14 protein-coding genes and 2 pseudogenes are annotated in these 19,856 nt (G+C 51.1%); 8 read left to right on the top strand and 8 right to left on the bottom strand.

The window, feature by feature from the left end:
- Position 1 precedes the first annotated feature (1 nt).
- Complete coding sequence (gene tamB, locus D9738_RS03175) at positions 2 to 3,781, bottom strand: autotransporter assembly complex protein TamB (protein WP_130259535.1); 3,780 nt, start codon at positions 3,779 to 3,781, stop codon at positions 2 to 4.
- Positions 3,778 to 5,511 carry an autotransporter assembly complex protein TamA gene (tamA, locus tag D9738_RS03170; protein ID WP_130259534.1) on the bottom strand — a complete coding sequence of 578 codons (1,734 nt, stop codon included), beginning with the start codon at positions 5,509 to 5,511 and terminating at the stop codon, positions 3,778 to 3,780. The genes tamB and tamA overlap by 4 nt, the downstream gene beginning before the upstream one ends.
- A gap of 205 nt (positions 5,512 to 5,716) precedes the next feature.
- Between tamA and msrA the strand changes: the two genes are divergently transcribed.
- On the top strand, positions 5,717 to 6,355 hold the full coding sequence (gene msrA, locus D9738_RS03165; protein ID WP_130259533.1) for a peptide-methionine (S)-S-oxide reductase MsrA: 639 nt from the start codon (positions 5,717 to 5,719) through the stop codon (positions 6,353 to 6,355).
- Between the two features lie 187 nt (positions 6,356 to 6,542).
- The gene (locus D9738_RS03160) at positions 6,543 to 7,898 is read left to right on the top strand and encodes a hemolysin family protein (RefSeq protein ID WP_130206047.1); all 1,356 of its coding nucleotides are present in this window, start codon (positions 6,543 to 6,545) and stop codon (positions 7,896 to 7,898) included.
- A gap of 60 nt (positions 7,899 to 7,958) precedes the next feature.
- Here D9738_RS03160 and D9738_RS03155 read toward each other — a convergent pair whose 3' ends face one another.
- Positions 7,959 to 8,165 carry a DUF1107 domain-containing protein gene (locus D9738_RS03155; RefSeq protein WP_000689228.1) on the bottom strand — a complete coding sequence of 69 codons (207 nt, stop codon included), beginning with the start codon at positions 8,163 to 8,165 and terminating at the stop codon, positions 7,959 to 7,961.
- A gap of 325 nt (positions 8,166 to 8,490) precedes the next feature.
- Between D9738_RS03155 and D9738_RS03150 the strand changes: the two genes are divergently transcribed.
- A complete protein-coding gene (locus tag D9738_RS03150; RefSeq protein WP_064525852.1) occupies positions 8,491 to 9,048 on the top strand; it encodes a YtfJ family protein in 558 nt (185 codons plus the stop codon).
- Here D9738_RS03150 and cysQ read toward each other — a convergent pair.
- Positions 9,038 to 9,778, bottom strand: coding sequence for a 3'(2'),5'-bisphosphate nucleotidase CysQ (gene cysQ, locus D9738_RS03145; RefSeq protein WP_130206045.1), 741 nt, complete (start codon positions 9,776 to 9,778; stop codon positions 9,038 to 9,040). The two genes, D9738_RS03150 and cysQ, sit on opposite strands and share 11 nt — an antisense overlap.
- Positions 9,779 to 9,949: 171 nt before the next feature.
- On the opposite strand from cysQ, the gene cpdB reads away from it, so the two are divergent.
- Positions 9,950 to 11,893 (top strand): 2',3'-cyclic-nucleotide 2'-phosphodiesterase, encoded by a 1,944-nt coding sequence (cpdB, locus tag D9738_RS03140; protein ID WP_130259532.1) that lies wholly within the window; start codon positions 9,950 to 9,952, stop codon positions 11,891 to 11,893.
- A gap of 212 nt (positions 11,894 to 12,105) precedes the next feature.
- On the opposite strand, the gene D9738_RS03135 is transcribed toward cpdB, so the two are convergent.
- Positions 12,106 to 12,486: a helix-turn-helix domain-containing protein gene (locus D9738_RS03135; protein ID WP_000084622.1), complete on the bottom strand. Its 381-nt coding sequence runs from the start codon at positions 12,484 to 12,486 to the stop codon at positions 12,106 to 12,108.
- An 88-nt stretch (positions 12,487 to 12,574) separates the two neighbouring features.
- Here D9738_RS03135 and D9738_RS03130 point away from each other — a divergent pair.
- From D9738_RS03130 to ytfE, 3 genes and pseudogenes are all read left to right on the top strand, one after another.
- Positions 12,575 to 13,443: pseudogene (locus D9738_RS03130) on the top strand (SDR family oxidoreductase).
- 107 nt (positions 13,444 to 13,550) lie between these two features.
- Entirely contained in the window at positions 13,551 to 14,516 is a 966-nt protein-coding gene (locus D9738_RS03125) for a DMT family transporter (RefSeq protein ID WP_130259642.1), read from the top strand.
- 107 nt (positions 14,517 to 14,623) lie between these two features.
- Positions 14,624 to 15,286, top strand: coding sequence for an iron-sulfur cluster repair protein YtfE (gene ytfE, locus D9738_RS03120; RefSeq protein ID WP_000331451.1), 663 nt, complete (start codon positions 14,624 to 14,626; stop codon positions 15,284 to 15,286).
- Between the two features lie 52 nt (positions 15,287 to 15,338).
- On the opposite strand, the gene D9738_RS03115 is transcribed toward ytfE, so the two are convergent.
- Positions 15,339 to 16,832 (bottom strand): hypothetical protein, encoded by a 1,494-nt coding sequence (locus D9738_RS03115; protein WP_130259531.1) that lies wholly within the window; start codon positions 16,830 to 16,832, stop codon positions 15,339 to 15,341.
- A 32-nt stretch (positions 16,833 to 16,864) separates the two neighbouring features.
- Positions 16,865 to 18,022 carry a hypothetical protein gene (locus D9738_RS03110; protein ID WP_130259641.1) on the bottom strand — a complete coding sequence of 386 codons (1,158 nt, stop codon included), beginning with the start codon at positions 18,020 to 18,022 and terminating at the stop codon, positions 16,865 to 16,867.
- A 126-nt stretch (positions 18,023 to 18,148) separates the two neighbouring features.
- Here D9738_RS03110 and D9738_RS25380 point away from each other — a divergent pair.
- Positions 18,149 to 18,247, top strand: a pseudogene (locus D9738_RS25380) (hypothetical protein); the annotation flags it as partial.
- A 41-nt stretch (positions 18,248 to 18,288) separates the two neighbouring features.
- On the opposite strand, the gene cycA reads toward D9738_RS25380, so the two are convergent.
- Positions 18,289 to 19,692 carry a D-serine/D-alanine/glycine transporter gene (gene cycA / locus D9738_RS03105; RefSeq protein WP_130259530.1) on the bottom strand — a complete coding sequence of 468 codons (1,404 nt, stop codon included), beginning with the start codon at positions 19,690 to 19,692 and terminating at the stop codon, positions 18,289 to 18,291.
- Positions 19,693 to 19,856: the final 164 nt, after the last annotated feature.

Genomic DNA, 19,856 nt, shown 5'->3' with positions numbered 1-19,856 from the left:
GCTAAAACTCGAACTGATAGAGCAAATCCAGTGCCTGATCTACACCAGACACGGCTTCCAGATATAGCTTCGGCATCAGGCGATAACGTAACGTGAGTGTTGCTATAGAGTCAAATATCCCCACGCCGTATTTCACTTGTAAGCCTGGTAATACATAGCCGCTGACCACCACCTGGGAAGAATCACCTACCCCCTCGGTGTCGAGCGCTAAATTACTTACACCAAATGTCTCGCCGATTTTACCCACAATCTGACCACTTTGCGCAACCCCCAGACCAATCAGCATCGAAGTCATCGCCGCGCTGTCGCTCTGATCGCTCTCCAGCCCTTGTCCACGCAATAAGTAAGACAATGCAGCCTGTTGTGACATCGCCGGGTCAGAGAAGATCTCCGCTTTCGGCTCATCCGCCAGCCCGGTGACACGAACACCAGCGATTACGTCATCTTCTGTAGCATCCGGGTTACGAATGGCTTCGATATTGAGATACGGTTGATCCGGTGGACCAGAGAACAGCAGCTCGCCTTTGCGCACAATCAGATCCTGGCCATATGCATGGAAGCGCCCTTCAGGGATGTTAATTTGCCCGTTCAGACCCAGACCTTGTTTGTCCTGTACGACGTTGAGATCGCCCGTCAGCCGCGCCTTCAGGCCAAAGGCATCAATGCGCACGTTATTGCCGACGTGGACAATCAGGTTGCTGTTGATCGGAATTGACGCGGTTTTCGTCTCCTCCGGTTGCAGGTTATCGTTGAGCATCACCACATCGCTTGAGACACCCACCGCACTTTCCGGCAGATCGTGCACCACAATGCGCGCCCACGGTACATCCACGCGACCATCAAGGGTAAACAGGCTTGGTGTCGCTTCGAATACGATGTCAGGCGACACATCCATCCGCACCATCGGTGGTACGGTGATCCGTACCTTACTGCCTTTCGCCGTTACCCGCGCCCGCCAGTTTTCAATCTGGCTCCAGTCAGCATCACCGTTCAGGTAGATGTCACCCTGCTGAGTCCTCACGGTCCCCGCAAGCGTCGAGCGCATACCGTTAAAATTGACCGCAAGCTGGCTCGGCTGCATATCAAATGGCATAAAGTTGCCGTCGATATCCACGCCTGTGACCTGTAGCTGACCAAACAGCTGCGGGCTTTGCACATCACCGCCCAGACGTAGGCTGGCGCTCACCATCCCCGCGGCTTTTTCACCACGCGTAAAGATGGGGTTCACCATTGCGAGGTTAAAATTGCGGATGTTGACGTTGCCGCCAAGATTCCGACGGCCTTGCGGATCGGTCACCTGCACCTGACCATCAAACTGGCCGTTATTGCTCAGACGGATGGTCCAGCCCAGCTCAGCGCGATTATTCCGCAGCTCTGCCGATAGGTTCAGCGTCTGAAACGCCACCGGTAGCTCCGCATCGTTGACGGTTTGCGTCACCTGCACGTTACGCCCCGAAAGAGTGATACTACCCTGTGGCAGCCCCTCTTTGGTGGTGTCCCAGGCAACGTCCGCTTTACCCGTGAAGATACCGCTTGCCTGAGTAGTTTCCGGCATAAACGGTTTCAGCATTGCCAGGTCGAAGCGGTTGAGATTCACAACCGCACGCCCTTCAGCCCCGGCATCAATGGTTTGCGGCACGCACAGTTCCGCATTCGGGTTAAGCCAGCAGTGTGGCCCAATGCTGATTTTTTGCTCCTGATTGCGATAGTCCAGCGCGATATCACGCGTCAGCGACCACGGTCCGACCGGCGTCTGGAAGCGCGTATTGCTAAGTGTTCCCTTCCAACGTTCTTCTTTGCGATCAAAGCTACCTGCCAGATTAAGCTGCCCGGAAACCGGCTCGCCCTGAATCCTCAGTTGTAACTCGTGCTGCTTTTCGCTGCCTTTCGCATTCAGAGTAACAAGGCTGATATTCACATCCGGCTGCGAGATTTGCTCAACGCGCACGTCGAGTTTACCCGCAATCTGATCGGTGGATTTGATGTCGCCTTCCACGCGAACCTGCGACACAGAAAGTTCCTGCCAGCGCAAGCCGCGCGCGGTGATATCCGCCAGCAACTGCGGCGCTTCCACCGTACCGCGAACTTTCACCAGCCCTTTCGCTGTACCGCCAAGTCCTGGCAGCGCGTTATCCAGCCCCGGCGCATTGATGGTGGCGTCAAGATTGAGATCTTTTACCCCCAGCTCGCCTTTCACTTCGGCACTGTTTGGCCCCAGTTCCAGATGCAGACCTGGAATCATCCACTGCATATAACTGTTGCCTTTCAGCGTTCCCTCAACGTTCACTTTGTTATGTTTGACGTTGCCGGTCAGCTTCAACTCCGGCACGTCCATCTGCCAGGTGCCGCCGTACAGGCTACCGCGCGTTTTGATCAAACCATTGAGTTTCGATGGCCAGTCCGGGAACTCTTTCGCCGTATTAATGCCGTTGAACGTCAATTCGCCGCGCCAACTAATGGCCTGCTGCCAGTCGAGCAGCGCCTTCAGCTCGGTTTTTCCTTCCAGCGCCGCAACGGTGAGTTTATCGAGATTGACCTGCTGTTCATTCCCTTTCGCATCAAGGGTAATGGTCGCTGGCGGGATCTCCTGCCCTTTCACCGCCGTACGCATAGACAGCGTGTAATCGGTCATTTTGCCGGTGAGTTTCAGTTTCAGGTCATCCGCCTGATATTGCTTCTCACCAGTGAACGGCCAGTAAAGTTGTTTGCTGTTCACTTCCACGTTGAGCGGTAATCCAGCTTCCGCCAGCCGCGTCTGGGCGCGTAAATCCATATCCACCGGGCCGGAAAGGTTAACGCCTATCTCCAGCTGTTCGCGCAGCGCGCCACCCACTTTTAGCTTCACCTTTTCACCTTTCAACGGCTCCACATTCAAAGTGCTGTTGAGGGTGATATCTACTGGCCAGTTGTTGGACAATTGTGCCGTACCGCTGGCATTGACAATCCCCTGGTTAGAGTCAATATCCAGCGCATCCAGTTTGGTATTGCCGTCGATGCTGCTCACTTTCAGCAGCATGGTGCTCACGGTGATATCCGTGTCGCCTGTCACGCGCAGTTGCTCGCCTTTAAACTCTTCAATGTTCAGGTTAAGCGGCAAATGCACGTCGGTCATTTCCGGCAATACCGGGCGAGAAAAGAGATCTTTCAGCGTTTCGCCGAGCGGCTTTTCCTCCGGCTGCGGATTTTCAATTTTCGGTTCGACCACTTCTTCCTGCGCCACGTCCGCCACTTTCGGCAAAGCAATCAACAGGCCTTTCAGCGACGTCGGTTTCAGGGTCAGGGTTTTCTCCTGCCAGTTCAGGCCGGAGGTGAAGTCCATCACCGACACCGTAGTGTCATCAATCTTGATGTTGACGTTATCCAGCGCCACGCGTGTCAGTGTGATGGGATACGGAGTGGAGAGATCCAGCGGTCCACTATCCTCCTCTTCTTCAACCTGCTCAGAAGGAGGCATTTTTTTGCTGTCGATGTTGACCTGAATATCTTTCAGCGCCAGATCGTTAACACAAACGCTGCTGTTCCACAGACAATCCAGCCCAACGGCCAGGTGCAGATTGCCCGCTTTTACCGCCACGCCTGGCTGCTCATAACGAACGTCAGACAGGGTAAGGTCGCGCCAGCCGCCAGTGACCTTGCCGATGTCCAGCCCAGGCACCCAGCGGTCCGCCGCTTTAAATACCAGATGCAGGCCGCTAGTGGTGCCAACCAGAAATGCCACCGAGCCCAGCAGTAGTAAGATGACGATAACCGCGCCGAGGCTGATTTTTTTCCATAAACTCATAATTCTGGCCCCAGACCGATGTAAAACTGTAACCCGTGCTCGTCTTTATCCGCGACCGGTACGGCGAAATCGAGCTTGATCGGCCCGACCGGCGATTCCCAGCGCACGCCAACCCCGGTGCCGGTTTTGAAGTCGCTGCGGCGGATATCACTCACCGCTTCACCGCTATCGACAAACACCGCGCCCCACCATTTTCCGGTCACGTTGTACTGGTACTCCAGTGATCCGGTAATTAGCTTTGATGCCCCTTTCAGGTCACCATTGTCATATTTCGGCGCAATAGATTTGTATTTATAGCCGCGAATACTGCGGTCGCCCCCGGCGAAGAAACGCAGATCCGGCGGTACTTTGTCGAAGTCACCGGTTTCAATCCAGCCCAACGTGCCGCGCGTAACAAAGCGATGGCGATCGTACAGTGTGCGGATCCAGACGTTCTGTGCCTGGAAAACGGAGAAATCGACATCCGATCCCCAGGCTGTGTTGGAATAGTCGATAGAGTAGCGTTGCGAGTCGCCCCAGGTCGGCATCAGGCCGCCGCGTGATCGCGTCCGGCTAATCATCACCCCTGGATAAAACAGCATTGTGGTGTTAGTAATTTCACCCTGAGTAAAGTGGTCGAGACTCCAGCGTAGGTTAATGGCGCGCTGCCAGCCGCTGGAGAGATCCCAGTAGCGAGAAGCCACCAGCGTAGTGGAATCGGATTCGGTATCGTTCAGGTCAGTGCGCTTAAAACCGCCCTGCACCAAATAATATTGTTCCAGTGGATTCTTCAGCAGCGGCATTTTATAGCTGAAGTCGAGGGTCTGTTCCGGCGCGGAAATACTGGTACTGGTGGTCAGACTGTGACCGTATGAGTTCATCCACGGCTTTTTCCACGTCGCTTTCACGCGCGGTCCCACGTCCGTAGAGTAACCGACCCCGGTTTCGATGGTGTTTTCTGTTCGCGGCGAAACCACGCCCGTCAACGGTAATACTTTCGTTTCGCGCGCTTTATCAAATTGCGGTGCCACTACCACCGAATTAAACCAGCCAGTCGCGGAAAGGCGACGGTTCAGTTCCGCCAGATCTTTTGACTCGTATTCATCGCCTTCTTTGAACTGTACCAGGTTTTGCAGGTACTCGTCGCGAATTTGCGAACCTTCAAAAGTGACATGCCCAAAGCGGTAACGTTCGCCACTGTTGTAATCAATATCCCAGTACGCTTTATGCAGGCCAAGCGCTATGCCTAACTGAGCTTTGGTAAATTCGCTATCGAAATAGCCTTTACGCAGCGCAATACTGGTTAAGGACTTTTTGAAATTTTCATAATCGCCCTGGTTTAGCACCGTACCTATAGCCGGGCGAGTATCCAGCAACTTCAAATAGTCTTTATCGGTTCGCGCACCACCGCGCAAGACAACATCGGTGCCGCCAATCAATACGGGTACACCCGGTGTAACTTTAGCAACCAGCACCTGCCGTCCTTTCTTTGGCGGTGGCTGGAGATCAAATTCAATTGTTGGCTGGTAATAGCCCAGTGCTTTTAGACCTTCCCGAATGGCATCATCAACACGTGCGCGAAAGCGCCGGTCTGGCGTCACTTCATCACTTTGAATCGTAGAAAGCTGTGCACGAACGTTTTTTTCCAGCTGTCCCGATAACCCTTCCACCTGTAGACGGACATTCGCGGCGATGGCAGAACCACTAAAGCAGAGTAAGCTTACACAGCATAACTGTCGGATATAGCGCACATTTTCTCCTGAATATCCTTTATTCCTGCCCCTGGAACTCCGTTAAACGGCTTAACAATAATCCAGCAATATGGATTAAAAAGCAGACTAAACCCAAAATATTACTTATGTTTTACTTTAGACCCATTCACGGGGGTTATTGTGTGCAAATACGTCCCTTGTTACAACCTAAACCCCTATGACCGACTTTCGGGAGAACGACACCATGAGTTTATTTGATAAAAAGCATCTGGTTTCCCCCACCGATGCCCTTCCTGGACGGAATACCCCGATGCCCGTAGCTACGCTGCATGCGGTCAACGGTCACTCAATGACAAATGTGCCTGACGGAATGGAGATCGCCATTTTTGCGATGGGCTGTTTCTGGGGCGTTGAACGCCTTTTCTGGCAACTTCCCGGTGTTTACAGTACTGCCGCAGGCTACACTGACGGTTACACGCCAAACCCGACTTATCGGGAAGTGTGTTCCGGTGAGACCGGCCACGCCGAAGCGGTGCGAGTGGTTTATGATCCGTCGGTAATCAGCTATGAACAACTGTTGCAGGTTTTCTGGGAGAACCACGATCCTGCACAAGGGATGCGTCAAGGTAATGATCACGGCACGCAGTACCGTTCCGCGATTTACCCGCTGACACCAGAACAGGATGCCGCCGCCCGCGCCAGTCTGGAACGTTTTCAGGCCGCAATGCTCACCGCCGATGACAATCGCCAGATAACCACCGAGATTGCTAACGCCACACCGTTCTATTATGCCGAAGATGACCACCAACAGTATCTACATAAAAACCCTTATGGCTATTGCGGAATTGGTGGAATAGGCGTTTGTCTGCCGCCTGAAGTGTAGTATTAAAAGGTGGCCCCAAAGTGAAATGAGACAAAAATTTAACCCTCTGGCGACTTTACAGTACCTTACGCTATACTAGCCTCTGAAAATGCCGGTTCACTCTCTTCGAATCGGCTTTCAATGTGTATTTCACACAAATTAATCAACTTCCCCTTCCGAGGATCTGACCTGAACGGTTAGATAAGATATGTTAAACAGTATTTTAGTCATACTCTGCTTGATCGCCGTAAGTGCGTTCTTCTCGATGTCCGAGATCTCGCTTGCCGCCTCACGCAAAATCAAACTTAAACTGCTGGCTGATGAAGGCAATATAAATGCCCAACGCGTTATGAATATGCAGGAAAATCCCGGCATGTTCTTTACCGTGGTACAAATCGGTCTGAACGCAGTGGCGATTCTCGGCGGTATCGTCGGTGATGCAGCGTTCTCCCCGGCTTTTAACAGCCTGTTCTCCCGCTATATGTCGGCAGAGCTCTCTGAGCAACTGAGCTTTATTCTCTCTTTCTCGTTAGTGACTGGCATGTTTATCCTGTTTGCGGATTTAACCCCGAAACGCATCGGTATGATTGCGCCAGAAGCTGTGGCTTTGCGTATCATCAACCCGATGCGCTTCTGCCTGTACGTCTGCACCCCGCTGGTGTGGTTCTTCAACGGCCTGGCGAACATGATCTTCCGTATCTTTAAACTGCCGATGGTGCGCAAGGATGACATCACTTCCGATGATATTTACGCGGTAGTAGAAGCGGGGGCGCTGGCGGGGGTATTACGTAAACAAGAGCATGAACTGATTGAAAACGTGTTCGAGCTTGAATCCCGTACTGTCCCGTCGTCTATGACTCCGCGTGAGAACGTCATCTGGTTCGATCTCCACGAAGACGAGCAAAGTCTGAAGAATAAAGTGGCGGAACATCCGCACTCAAAATTCCTCGTCTGTACTGAAGATATCGACCACATCATCGGCTATGTGGATTCGAAAGATCTGCTTAACCGCGTGCTGGCCAATCAAAGCCTGGCGCTGAACAGTGGCGTACAAATTCGCAACACGCTGATCGTGCCAGACACGCTGACCCTTTCTGAGGCGCTGGAAAGTTTTAAAACTGCGGGCGAAGACTTTGCAGTAATCATGAATGAATACGCGCTGGTTGTGGGGATAATCACCCTCAACGACGTGATGACCACACTGATGGGCGATCTGGTTGGTCAGGGTCTGGAAGAGCAGATTGTGGCGCGTGATGAGAACTCATGGCTAATCGATGGTGGAACACCGATTGATGACGTGATGCGTGTACTGGATATTGACGAGTTCCCGCAGTCAGGCAATTACGAAACCATTGGCGGCTTTATGATGTTTATGCTGCGTAAGATCCCCAAACGCACTGATTCGGTGAAATTCGCCGGCTACAAATTTGAAGTGGTGGATATCGATAACTACCGCATCGACCAGCTGCTGGTAACGCGGATCGACAGCAAAGCCACCGTCCTTTCGCCAAAACTGACTGACGCAAAAGATAAAGACAAAGATAAAGAAGAAAACGTCGCATAACCTCAGAAACATCAACGGCTCCTGAATCAGGAGCCGTCTTATTACTGCATAGCACTTTGGTTAAGCCATCTCTGTTTGCAGACGCATAACCTGACGGTTTACCTCGGACATCACTGATAAATGCAGTTTATCCTTCACTTTTGGGATAAGAATTTTACCCTTATCAAATTCAAAAGCGCCAACATCCTTGATGTATAACCGTCCACGAAACAGGATCTTCACGTACTTCGCCACTTGCAGTGGGTTGTACCGTTGGAAAATTTTCATTGTTGTCTCCTGCTGAGTATTACGCCTTTGCGGTACCACAATCGGTCCAACTATTATGAGGCGCAAATTTTAATGCCTAATGACTATAGACTACTGCGGTAATGTTTCCAGCCTGTATGAGTTTTTTTTACCGTAACGTTACAATTATTCAGAATTATCTTTTCGCCTAATCAGAATCTTTAGTATAAGCATTCATTTTTCATATGATTTGTGCGCTTGTCCGCAAACTGGCATCACACTTGCGGGATTTTCGATAAATAGCACATATGATTAAAAGTCAGACCCAAGTGGTCGGATCACCTGCATATCATAAGAAGGAAACACCATGACTCTACGCAAGATTCTGGCCCTCACCTGCCTGCTGCTGCCGATGATGGCCTCTGCACATCAGTTCGAAACCGGCCAGCGAGTACCGCCGATTGGCATTACCGATCGTGGCGAGTTGGTGCTTGATAAAGATCAGTTTAGCTACAAAACCTGGAACAGCGCGCAGTTAGCGGGAAAAGTGCGAGTGCTACAACATATAGCTGGTCGTACGTCAGCCAAAGAGAAAAACGCGACGCTGATAGAAGCGATTAAATCGGCGAAGTTGCCGCACGATCGCTACCAGACCACCACCATTGTCAACACAGATGACGCAATTCCGGGTTCCGGCATGTTTGTGCGCAGCAGTCTGGAAAGTAATAAAAAGCTTTATCCGTGGTCGCAGTTTATTGTCGATAGCAACGGCGTCGCGCGCGGCGCCTGGCAGTTGGATGAAGAGAGTTCTGCCATTGCCGTGCTCGATAAAGACGGCCGTGTGCAATGGGCGAAGGACGGAGCGCTCACCCAGGAAGAGGTGCAGCAAGTGATGGACTTGCTGCATAAGTTGCTCAATAAATAGAAACTCTGAATCCTGGGTTCAGGAACGATTCACGCGGGGTATAATCCAGCGGTTTACCCTGCCAATCGTGTACGTGCGCTCCGGCTGCAGCAGCAACAGCGTGGCCGGCGGCAGTGTCCCAAATATTGGTTGGTCCGAAACGTGGGTAGAGCTGCGCCTGCCCTTCCGCCACCAGACAGAATTTCAGCGAAGAGCCAATGGACGTCGTCTGATGTTCGCCAAGCTGTTGCAGATACTCTTTCAGCTCTGCATCCGCATGGGATCGGCTGATGACCACCAGCGGCGGCCGCGCATCGCGTACCTGAATCTGCTTGCGCACGCCGCACTCTTCTTTCCAGGCTTTGCCTTCTGCCGCACTGTACATTACGTTCATTACTGGCGCATACACCACACCTAAAATCGGTTTTCCGTGGTCGATGAGCGCAATATTAACGGTGAATTCGCCGTTACGTTTAATAAACTCTTTAGTGCCATCCAGCGGGTCCACCAGCCAGTAACGCTGCCAGTGCTGACGGACTTCCCAGCCGGGAGGATCTTCTTCAGACAGAACCGGAATATCCGGCGTCAGCGTACGTAAACCGTCCATGATTACGGTATGCGCGGCAATGTCCGCCGCTGTCACCGGTGAGTTATCCGCTTTGCTGACGACGTCCATCGGTTTCGTCCCGTCGTACACCTGCATAATGGCATCGCCCGCAATCCGTGCGAGTTGACATACTTGTTCTAACATTCTCCACCTCTTTTGTTTCAGTGGTGTTAACTCGTTGTTTTACTTATACCCTATCGTTAAAGAATCCGCCAACTGTGATGGCGTCATCGTTTCCTGATTTATTATTTATGGCATCCTTCAACGCTCTGTATGAAAGACGTTTCATCTACTCATTCATAAAAGGATGCCCAGATGGTTAAGTTTAGTGCAACGCTCCTTGCTACGCTGATTGCCGCCAGTGTGAATGCGGCAACAGTCGATCTCCGTATAATGGAAACCTCTGATTTGCATAGCAATATGATGGATTTCGATTATTACAAAGACTCCGCCACAGAAAAATTCGGACTGGTTCGTACTGCGAGTCTGATTAATGGCGCGCGTAATGAAGTGAAAAACAGCGTGCTGGTCGATAACGGCGATTTGATTCAGGGGAGTCCGCTGGCAGATTACATGTCGGCGAAAGGATTAAAAGCAGGTGATGTTCATCCGGTTTATAAGGCGCTGAATACGCTGGATTATACGGTCGGCACACTCGGCAATCATGAATTTAACTACGGTCTGGATTACCTGAAAAATGCGCTGGCAGGGGCGAAATTCCCTTATATAAACGCCAACGTCATTGACGCTAAGACCAAACAGCCGATGTTTACGCCGTATTTAATTAAAGACACCGAAGTGGTCGATAAAGACGGGAAAAAACAGACGCTGAAAATTGGCTACATTGGCGTCGTGCCACCGCAGATTATGAGCTGGGATAAAGCCAATTTATCCGGCAAAGTCACCGTTAACGATATTACTGAAACAGTGCGCAAGTACGTACCAGAAATGCGCGAGAAAGGGGCCGATGTTGTTGTCGTCCTGGCGCATTCTGGTTTGTCTGCCGATCCGTATAAAGTGATGGCGGAAAACTCAGTTTATTATCTCAGTGAAATTCCGGGCGTTGACGCCATTATGTTTGGCCATGCTCACGCCGTCTTCCCGAGTAAAGATTTTGCCGATATTAAAGGCGCGGATATTGCCAAAGGTACGCTGAACGGCGTTCCGGCGGTAATGCCTGGCATGTGGGGCGATCATCTGGGCGTGGTTGATCTGCAACTCAATAATGACAGCGGGAAATGGCAGGTGACGCAGGCCAAAGCCGAAGCACGGCCTATTTACGATATCACCAATAAAAAATCTCTCGCCGCAGAAGACAGTCAACTGGTAGAAACGCTAAAGGTCGATCACGACGCCACACGCCAGTTTGTCAGCAAACCGATCGGTAAATCTGCCGACAATATGTATAGCTATCTGGCGCTGGTGCAGGATGATCCGACCGTGCAGGTAGTGAACAACGCGCAAAAAGCGTATGTCGAACATTACATTCAGGGCGATCCTGACCTGGCAAAACTGCCGGTGCTCTCTGCTGCCGCGCCGTTTAAAGTCGGTGGGCGTAAGAACGACCCTGCCAGTTATGTCGAAGTGGAAAAAGGCCAGTTGACCTTCCGTAATGCCGCCGATCTCTATCTCTATCCCAATACGCTTATCGTGGTGAAAGCCAGCGGTAAAGAGGTGAAAGAGTGGCTGGAGTGCTCCGCCGGGCAGTTTAATCAGATAGACCCCAACAGCACTCAACCACAGTCACTCATCAACTGGGATGGTTTCCGTACCTATAACTTTGATGTGATTGATGGCGTGAATTATCAGATTGATGTTACCCAGCCCGCCCGCTATGACGGCGAATGTCAGGTGGTTAATGCCAATGCAGAGCGGATTAAGAACCTGACCTTTAACGGTAAACCCATTGATCCGAACGCCATGTTCCTCGTTGCCACCAATAACTATCGTGCTTACGGCGGCAAATTTGCCGGAACAGGTGATAGCCATATTGCCTTTGCTTCACCGGATGAGAACCGTTCGGTACTGGCAGCGTGGATTGCTGAAGAGTCTAAACGTGCGGGAGAAATCCACCCGGCGGCAGATAACAACTGGCGTCTAGCGCCGATTGCTGGCGATAAGAAACTGGATATCCGTTTCGAAACTTCCCCGTCAGATAAAGCCGCAGCATTTATTAAAGAGAAAGGGCAGTATCCGATGAATAAAGTCGCGACCGATGATATCGGCTTTGCGATTTATCAGGTGGATTTGAGTAAGTAAAACACTTCATTTTCGGCCTACAAATCATCAACCGCATCCGGCATTTATTGGCGGATGCGATGCTGGCGCATCTTATCCGCCCTACAAGCCATGAACCGTAGACCGGATAAGCGCAGCTCATCCGGCTCTTCCTGGCGGATGCGATACTGACGCACCTTATCCGCCTTACAAGCTATGAACCGTAGGCCGTAGAAGCGCAGCGCATCCGGCTGTTATGCCGCACGTTCATCCCGCACCGCCAACACCTCGGGCAAATTCAACTCAATCCAGTCCGCCAGTGCAGCAACCTTTTCGCTCACCTGCTCGCCCAGCGGCGTGAGGCTATATTCCACATGCGGCGGCACCACCGGATACGCGATACGGTTAAGAAAACCATCCTGCTCTAACGCCTGTAACGACTGCGCAAGCATCTTTTCACTCACCCCGCCGATTTTGCGCCGCAGGTCGCTAAAGCGATGAGTACCTTCGCGTAGCGCCACCAGAATCAATACCCCCCAACGGCTGGTGACGTGTTTCAACACCTCGCGCGACGGGCACTGTTCAGCAAAGAGATTTCCCTCTTTCAGTTGTTGCGACAGGCTAACCTGACTCATCTCATACTTACCTTTTTGTACGTACTTACTAAAAGTAAGTTTAGGTGTTAGCGTATTTAAACACAAGACAAACAGATGGAGACTTCCCATGATCGCTATTACTGGCGCAACTGGCCAACTTGGTCACTATGTTATTGAATCCTTGATGAAATCGGTTTCTGCCAGCCAAATAGTGGCTATTGTCCGCAATCCGGAAAAAGCCCATGCATTGAACGCACAAGGCATTGCCGTGCGTCAGGCTGACTACGGAAATGAAGCCGCACTGACATCTGCGCTACAGGGCGTGGAAAAACTGCTGCTGATCTCTTCCAGCGAAGTGGGTCAACGTGCCCCGCAGCATCGTAATGTTATTAATGCCGCAAAGGCGGCTGGCGTGAAATTTATCGCTTATACCAGCCTGCTACATGCAGATACCTCACCGCTCGGCCTCGCCGATGAGCACATCGAAACCGAGAAAATGCTGGCTGATTCTGGCATCGCTTATACCCTGCTGCGTAACGGCTGGTACACCGAAAACTACCTCGCCAGCGCCCCGGCAGCACTGGAGCACGGCGTATTTATCGGTGCCGCGGGCGATGGCAAAATTGCCTCAGCCATGCGCGCAGATTATGCAGAAGCTGCGGCGCGCGTAATGAGCGAAACAGGCCACGAAGGCAAAATTTATGAACTGGCAGGTGATAGTGCCTGGACGCTGACACAGTTAGCGGCAGAGCTGACCAAACAGAGCGGCAAACAGGTTACCTATCAAAACCTGAGCGAAGCCGATTTCGCCGCGGCACTGAAAAGCGTCGGACTGCCTGGCGGACTGGCGGACTGGCGGATATGCTGGCGGATTCTGACGTTGGCGCATCGAAAGGCGGTCTGTTTGATGACAGCAAAACGCTTAGCAAATTAATTGGCCGCCCAACGACAACGCTAGCCGAAAGCGTAAGTCATCTTTTTAATGTTAATAACTAGTTAATTAAAGTGGCATCCTCCCGCATCCTCTCTGATAATGACGGGATGCCGGGAGCAATCACGTCTGCTTCCTGAACTTTCTTCTGACAGACCAATGGATGCCAGTAATGATTAGCGGCGTGCTGTACGCCCTGTTAGCAGGGTTGATGTGGGGGCTTATTTTTGTCGGGCCGTTGATCGTGCCAGAATACCCGGCGATGTTGCAGTCGATGGGGCGTTATCTGGCGTTAGGGTTAATTGCGCTGCCCATTGCCTGGCTGGGACGCGTGCGTCTGCGTCAGTTGGCGCGTCGCGACTGGCTTACCGCACTAATGCTCACCATGATGGGCAACCTCATCTATTACTTCTGTCTCGCCAGTGCCATTCAACGTACCGGCGCGCCTGTTTCCACGATGATTATTGGCACCCTGCCGGTGGTTATTCCTGTCTTCGCCAATCTGCTTTACAGCCAGCGCGACGGCAAACTCGCATGGGGGAAACTCGCCCCGGCGCTGGTTTGTATTGGCATCGGCCTGGCGTGTGTGAATATTGCTGAGTTAAACCACGGACTCCCCGATTTTGACTGGGCTCGTTATACCTCAGGCATCGTGCTGGCGTCAGTCTCTGTAGTCTGTTGGGCGTGGTATGCCCTGCGCAACGCCCGCTGGCTGCGGGAAAACCCAGACAAACATCCAATGATGTGGGCGACGGCGCAGGCGCTGGTCACGCTGCCGGTTTCTCTCATCGGCTATCTCGTCGCTTGTTACTGGCTGAATACCCAAACGCCGGACTTCTCCCTACCCTTTGGCCCCCGTCCGCTGGTGTTTATCAGCCTGATGATTGCCATTGCCGTGCTTTGCTCATGGGTCGGCGCGCTTTGCTGGAACGTCGCCAGCCAGCGATTACCGACAGTGATTCTCGGGCCGCTGATTGTTTTCGAAACGCTGGCAGGTTTGCTGTACACCTTTTTGCTACGCCAACAAATTCCACCGCTGATGACGCTGAGCGGTATCGCGCTGTTAGTGGTTGGCGTGGTCATTGCAGTCAGAGCAAAACCGGAAAAGCCTTTAACTGAATCTGTCTCAGAAAGTTGACATGCTGGCAGTGAGTTAAATAAGCCTCTGCTACGTAAGGGTTATAGCTTTTGCCTTAAAGATGCATTTAAAATACATCTTATCTTGTTAAGAATGAGGTATCAGCTATGGCTTATCGCGACCAACCTTTAGGTGAACTGGCGCTCTCTATTCCTCGCGCTTCGGCTCTGTTTCGTAAATATGATATGGATTACTGCTGTGGCGGTAAGCAGACGCTGGCTCGTGCGGCGGCACGTAAAGAGCTGGATGTTGACGTCATTGAGGCCGAGCTGGCAAAGCTTGCTGAACAACCGATTGAGAAAGACTGGCGTAGCGCGCCGCTGGCGGAAATCATCGACCATATCATCGTGCGCTACCACGATCGTCACCGCGAGCAGCTGCCGGAGCTGATCCTGCAAGCAACCAAAGTCGAGCGCGTTCACGCTGACAAACCGAGCGTGCCAAAAGGGCTGACAAAATACCTGACTATGCTGCATGAAGAGCTTTCCAGCCACATGATGAAAGAAGAGCAGATCCTCTTCCCGATGATCAAACAAGGCATGGGCAGCCAGGCAATGGGGCCAATCAGCGTGATGGAAAGCGAGCACGATGAAGCGGGTGAACTGCTGGAAGTGATTAAACACACCACCAATAACGTCACACCGCCGCCGGAAGCCTGCACCACCTGGAAAGCGATGTATAACGGCATTAATGAACTGATTGATGACCTGATGGAGCACATCAGTCTGGAAAACAATGTACTGTTCCCGCGCGCGCTGGCGGGTGAGTGATTTGTTCGATCAACGATCCCGACATGAGCAGGATCGTTGATTATTAAGTGATTCAGTCATTCAATGGAAGTAATTCATTGTTGTAACTGGTGTATCTGCCTTCAACGGTAAGCAGACTGCCATTTTTATCAAGATGCGCCGCATTGAGTTGTCGAGTCTCATTACGCCGCTTCGTATCACGAACCAGCCCATCGCCTACGTAATAAATATAATGGTCATCATGAGCAAAGGTATCTGATAATCGACCATTAGCGTCTTTAAACCAGGTCCATTGGCCTTTCAGTTCAAAATGCTCAACCGTGTCTCCATTAATAAAATACGTATAGCGATCGTCATGTGCTAAATAATTTAATGGTGTGCCATCGGAGCTTTTATACCACTGCCATTGCCCATTGATATCAAAAATAGTCACATCATCGCTCGCAATGAAATAAACTTTGTTCCCTACAACATTAGCACCTTCCTGTAATTCTTGTTGTGGGCCTGGTAAATGTATGACCGACAGCGTTTTTTCGACCCCAGAAACATACTTCACCAGATAGAGCGAATCTTTATATTGCGCCACATTCTCCGTCAGCGGGCGAAAATATTCCGGATCAACATCAGGAATAGTCGCAACCCGGCAATCATTAGCGTGCCGGGAAGCATCACGCGTCAACCATGTTACTTTATCCCGCTGCAGGTCAAACGTACTCCGGCAATTTTTACCGAACGCATAACGTTTCTCCCCGTCTTTATCGCGATAAATCAGCAGTGAACCGGCTATCCAGCGCACAATATGAAAGGTATCCGGATCGGCGTTGATGGCATCTCCATTCACAAAGACCTGCGATTTAGTCCGCCAGATTGTATCCCAGGGTCCCGGATTACTTTTGCTTTCGCAGCTATTAGGTGAATAAATAATGGGACGACGTGTCCAGGGTTTAATGTCAAGAATAGAATACCCTTGCGCACTACCTAACCAGCGCCCCTGAAAGTAAAGATTGCGACGATCTTTCAGCACATCCGCGGAATCAATTGAATTCATCCTCCCTCCCACCTGTTGCAGCGAATCCATATCGACCTGCTTTTCGCCGTGATTATCATCCGTGCGTTCGCCATCAAAATAGAGGCTGTCTTTATCGGCAGCAAAACGCCCCCATGCGCGGAATGTTGCGGCATCGACTTTCGGTATTCCCGGCGGGTTCTGAACTATTTTCCCTGCCCATAAAATATGGCGGCCATCAGTCAACCAGTCGAAACGCCAACCACCGTTGGTTCTGATATAAGCGCCACCATCCACCCGCACAAAATCATTATTGATATCATCAGGAGAATCATATTCATCATCAGTGCCGTCAGATACACGGCGCAGTTGTTTGAACTTCACCTGTGGTATATGAATATCCGGGAAATAGAGTCCGTAACCGTCGCTATCTTCAACGATATATTTTGTGCCTTGCCCCCACGGCTGGTAATAAAACACAGCAGTAGGCACACCGGAGCAGGCTAGTGAGGAGGTTGAAAATAAAGCCAGTGCGAGACAAAAGGGTTTAATTGGCAACATAGCGTCATCCTGAAGCTGTTAGCGTGAAGAGGTTATTTAAATAAGGGTTTAAGACCGCTCGGGGGTTGCTTCACCGATGACCAACCTCCCTTACCTAAGTTATAACGCAGCCATTCACCTTGTTGGGCGTGCTCTTTCCCAATTCCAGTCGCTTGTTGAGTGTAAAGCTGCCCGTCTGTTGATATAAACGTGTTAGTTAATCCCCAACTACCACCTGCTTCAAGTGAGTCGGAGAGATCCTCTGGCTTGAGATTAATCAACTCCCCTTCGCCCAGGGCGTTGGTTGTGACTTTATAAATTTGGTTCTTATATAAACCGGTATTCCGAACAAATAGATAAAAATATTCCGGATCAACTCCCGCCAGCGTTTCATAAATACACTCACTGCCCGCTGGAGTGGCTTTATGTTTGAGCCAGGACACGTTATTCAGACCAATATTAAAAGGTGCACAGCGATAGCTGGTATCCTCCAGCTCATAGTCATGCTCACCGCTTTTATCGCGATAAACCAACCGTTCGCCAGGCATCCAACGTTTAATCTGAAAGGTTTTGCGATCGGCGGGCAGCGGCTTGCCATTAACAATCACCTGCGAATTTGTCAGCACAACAAATTGCAGGGATGAATCATGCCGCACGATTTGAAACCCGTCAGCGCTTCCCAACCAGCGCCCCTTATGCCAGAGACTATTTTTATCACGCAGTAAATTCCAGATGTCCGTCTCTTCCAGAGTTGACATATCTACCTGCTTATCACCGCTATTATCATCGGTACGCTGGCCGTCAAAATAGACGCTGCGTTTATCGGCAGCGAAAGCGCCGAATGCCTGAAAACTGGCGGCATCGACTTTAGGTTTACCGGGTGGATTTTTCAGGACTTTGCCAGACCAAAGAACAGAGCGTCCATCGGTGAGCCAGGTATGCTGGCAATCCCCCTCATCATCGCAATCGAACTTATCGGGATTAAAATCGGACAGTAAACGGGTTTCTTGTTTATTGGCTAAATTGGCAATGCGCCAGAGGCGGGAAAAATTAACGTCCGGCAATTTGGAGAGGATCTCATCTTTTTCTCCCTTCTGTTCGGCGACATAAACAGTGCTTTTCTCCTGCTGGCGGTAATAAAAATCTGCGCCCCAGGAAGGTGAAATGGAGAGAGGTAATGCGGCGATTAATAACCAACTGTGCTTAGCCATAGTGAACTCTGCAATGAGTGGCAAAGATCCACGGTAAGCCCGCGCCTGAGAGCTGTCGATGACAGGAAGTATTTTTAGGAATGTATAAAGACAAAGGAGATTGCTGACAAAGTGTGCTTTGTTCATGCCGGATGCGGCGTAAACGCCTTATCCGGCCTACAAAAGCACGCAAATTCAATATATTGCAGAGGTTCTGTAGGCCTGATAAGCGTAGCGCATCAGGCAATTTTGCAGCCTGAAAGACACCCGCAGGTGCCTTAGCGGCATTACTTCGCCATGCGTTTTTTACCAATAAACAGCCAGCCCAGCCCCAGCGCGATAAACCACAGTGGGGTAACCAGCAGCGCCTGGCGGGTGTCATCTTCCAGCGTCAGCAGCACGATGACGAACACAAAGAACGCCATACATACCCAGCACATCAGCTTGCCGAGCGGCATCTTGTAGATTGACTTCTCATGCAGGTGCGGACGCTGTTTGCGATACACAAGGTATGAGCAAAGGATAATCGTCCAGACAAACATAAACAGAATCGCGGAAACCGTCGTGATCATCGTGAACGCGCCAATCACGCTTGGATTCACGTACAACATCACCACACCGCCGAGCAGACAGATACAAGAGAAGGTAAGCCCTTTCGCTGGTACTGCACGTTTAGAGAGTTTAGCGAACGCTTTCGGCGCCACACCTTCCTGCGCCAGACCAAACAGCATGCGACTAGTAGAGAAGACGCCACTGTTAGCGGAAGAAGCCGCAGACGTCAGCACCACAAAGTTGATCACGCTGGCAGCAGCAGGCAGCCCCACCAACACGAACAGTTCAACAAACGGGCTTTTATCCGGGACTACCGAACTCCACGGCGTCACGGACATAATCACAATCAGCGCGAAGACGTAGAACATAATGATGCGGATCGGAATAGAGTTAATTGCGCGCGGCAGTGATTTCTCTGGATCTTTGGTTTCCGCAGCAGTAGTACCTACCAGCTCAATCCCCACGAAAGCGAAAACCGCTATCTGGAATCCGGCAAAGAAGCCGCTTGAGCCTTTCGGGAACCAGCCGCCGTCATTCCACAAATGCGCAAATGACGCTTCCACACCGGTCGGAGACTGGAAGTGCATCATCACCATGACCAGGCCGACGATAATCAACGACACGATGGCGACGATTTTGATCATCGCAAACCAGAACTCCATCTCACCGAACATTTTCACGGTGGCGAGGTTCAGGGTCAGCAACAGCACAATAACCGCCAGCGAGGCGACCCAGTCAGATAGCCCCGGAAACCAGAACTGCGCATAAGCCGTTATGGCAACCACGTCCGCCATACCGGTAACCACCCAGCAGAACCAATAAGTCCAGCCAGTGAAATATCCTGCCCACGGCCCTAATAAATCGGAAGCGAAGTCACTAAAAGATTTGTATTCCAGATTCGAAAGCAGCAATTCCCCCATTGCCCGCATCACGAAAAAGAGCATAAAACCGATGATCATATAAACGAAAATGATCGACGGCCCGGCAAGACTGATTGTTTTACCGGATCCCATAAACAACCCCGTACCAATGGCGCCGCCAATGGCAATAAGCTGAATATGCCGGTTTGTGAGATTGCGCCGTAGCGACTGTTCAGCCGGAGCCTGATCATCGGCAACGACTTTTACCTGATCTACCATGTTTTTTCTTCCTGTCTGTGTTGTTCAGGCTCTGCGGCCTTTAGTCAGTCTATGATACGACGAATCTGTATCGGGACTCATCGATATTAGGAAACAATACGTGGGATGAATACTAAGATTTAGATCTAATGTTAATTTTATGTTTAAAGTGAGTGTCATATCAC

This window comes from Escherichia sp. E10V5, from assembly GCF_004212315.1.
Taxonomy (GTDB): Bacteria; Pseudomonadota; Gammaproteobacteria; order Enterobacterales; family Enterobacteriaceae; genus Escherichia.
This window is presented reverse-complemented; position numbering and strand designations above follow the sequence as displayed.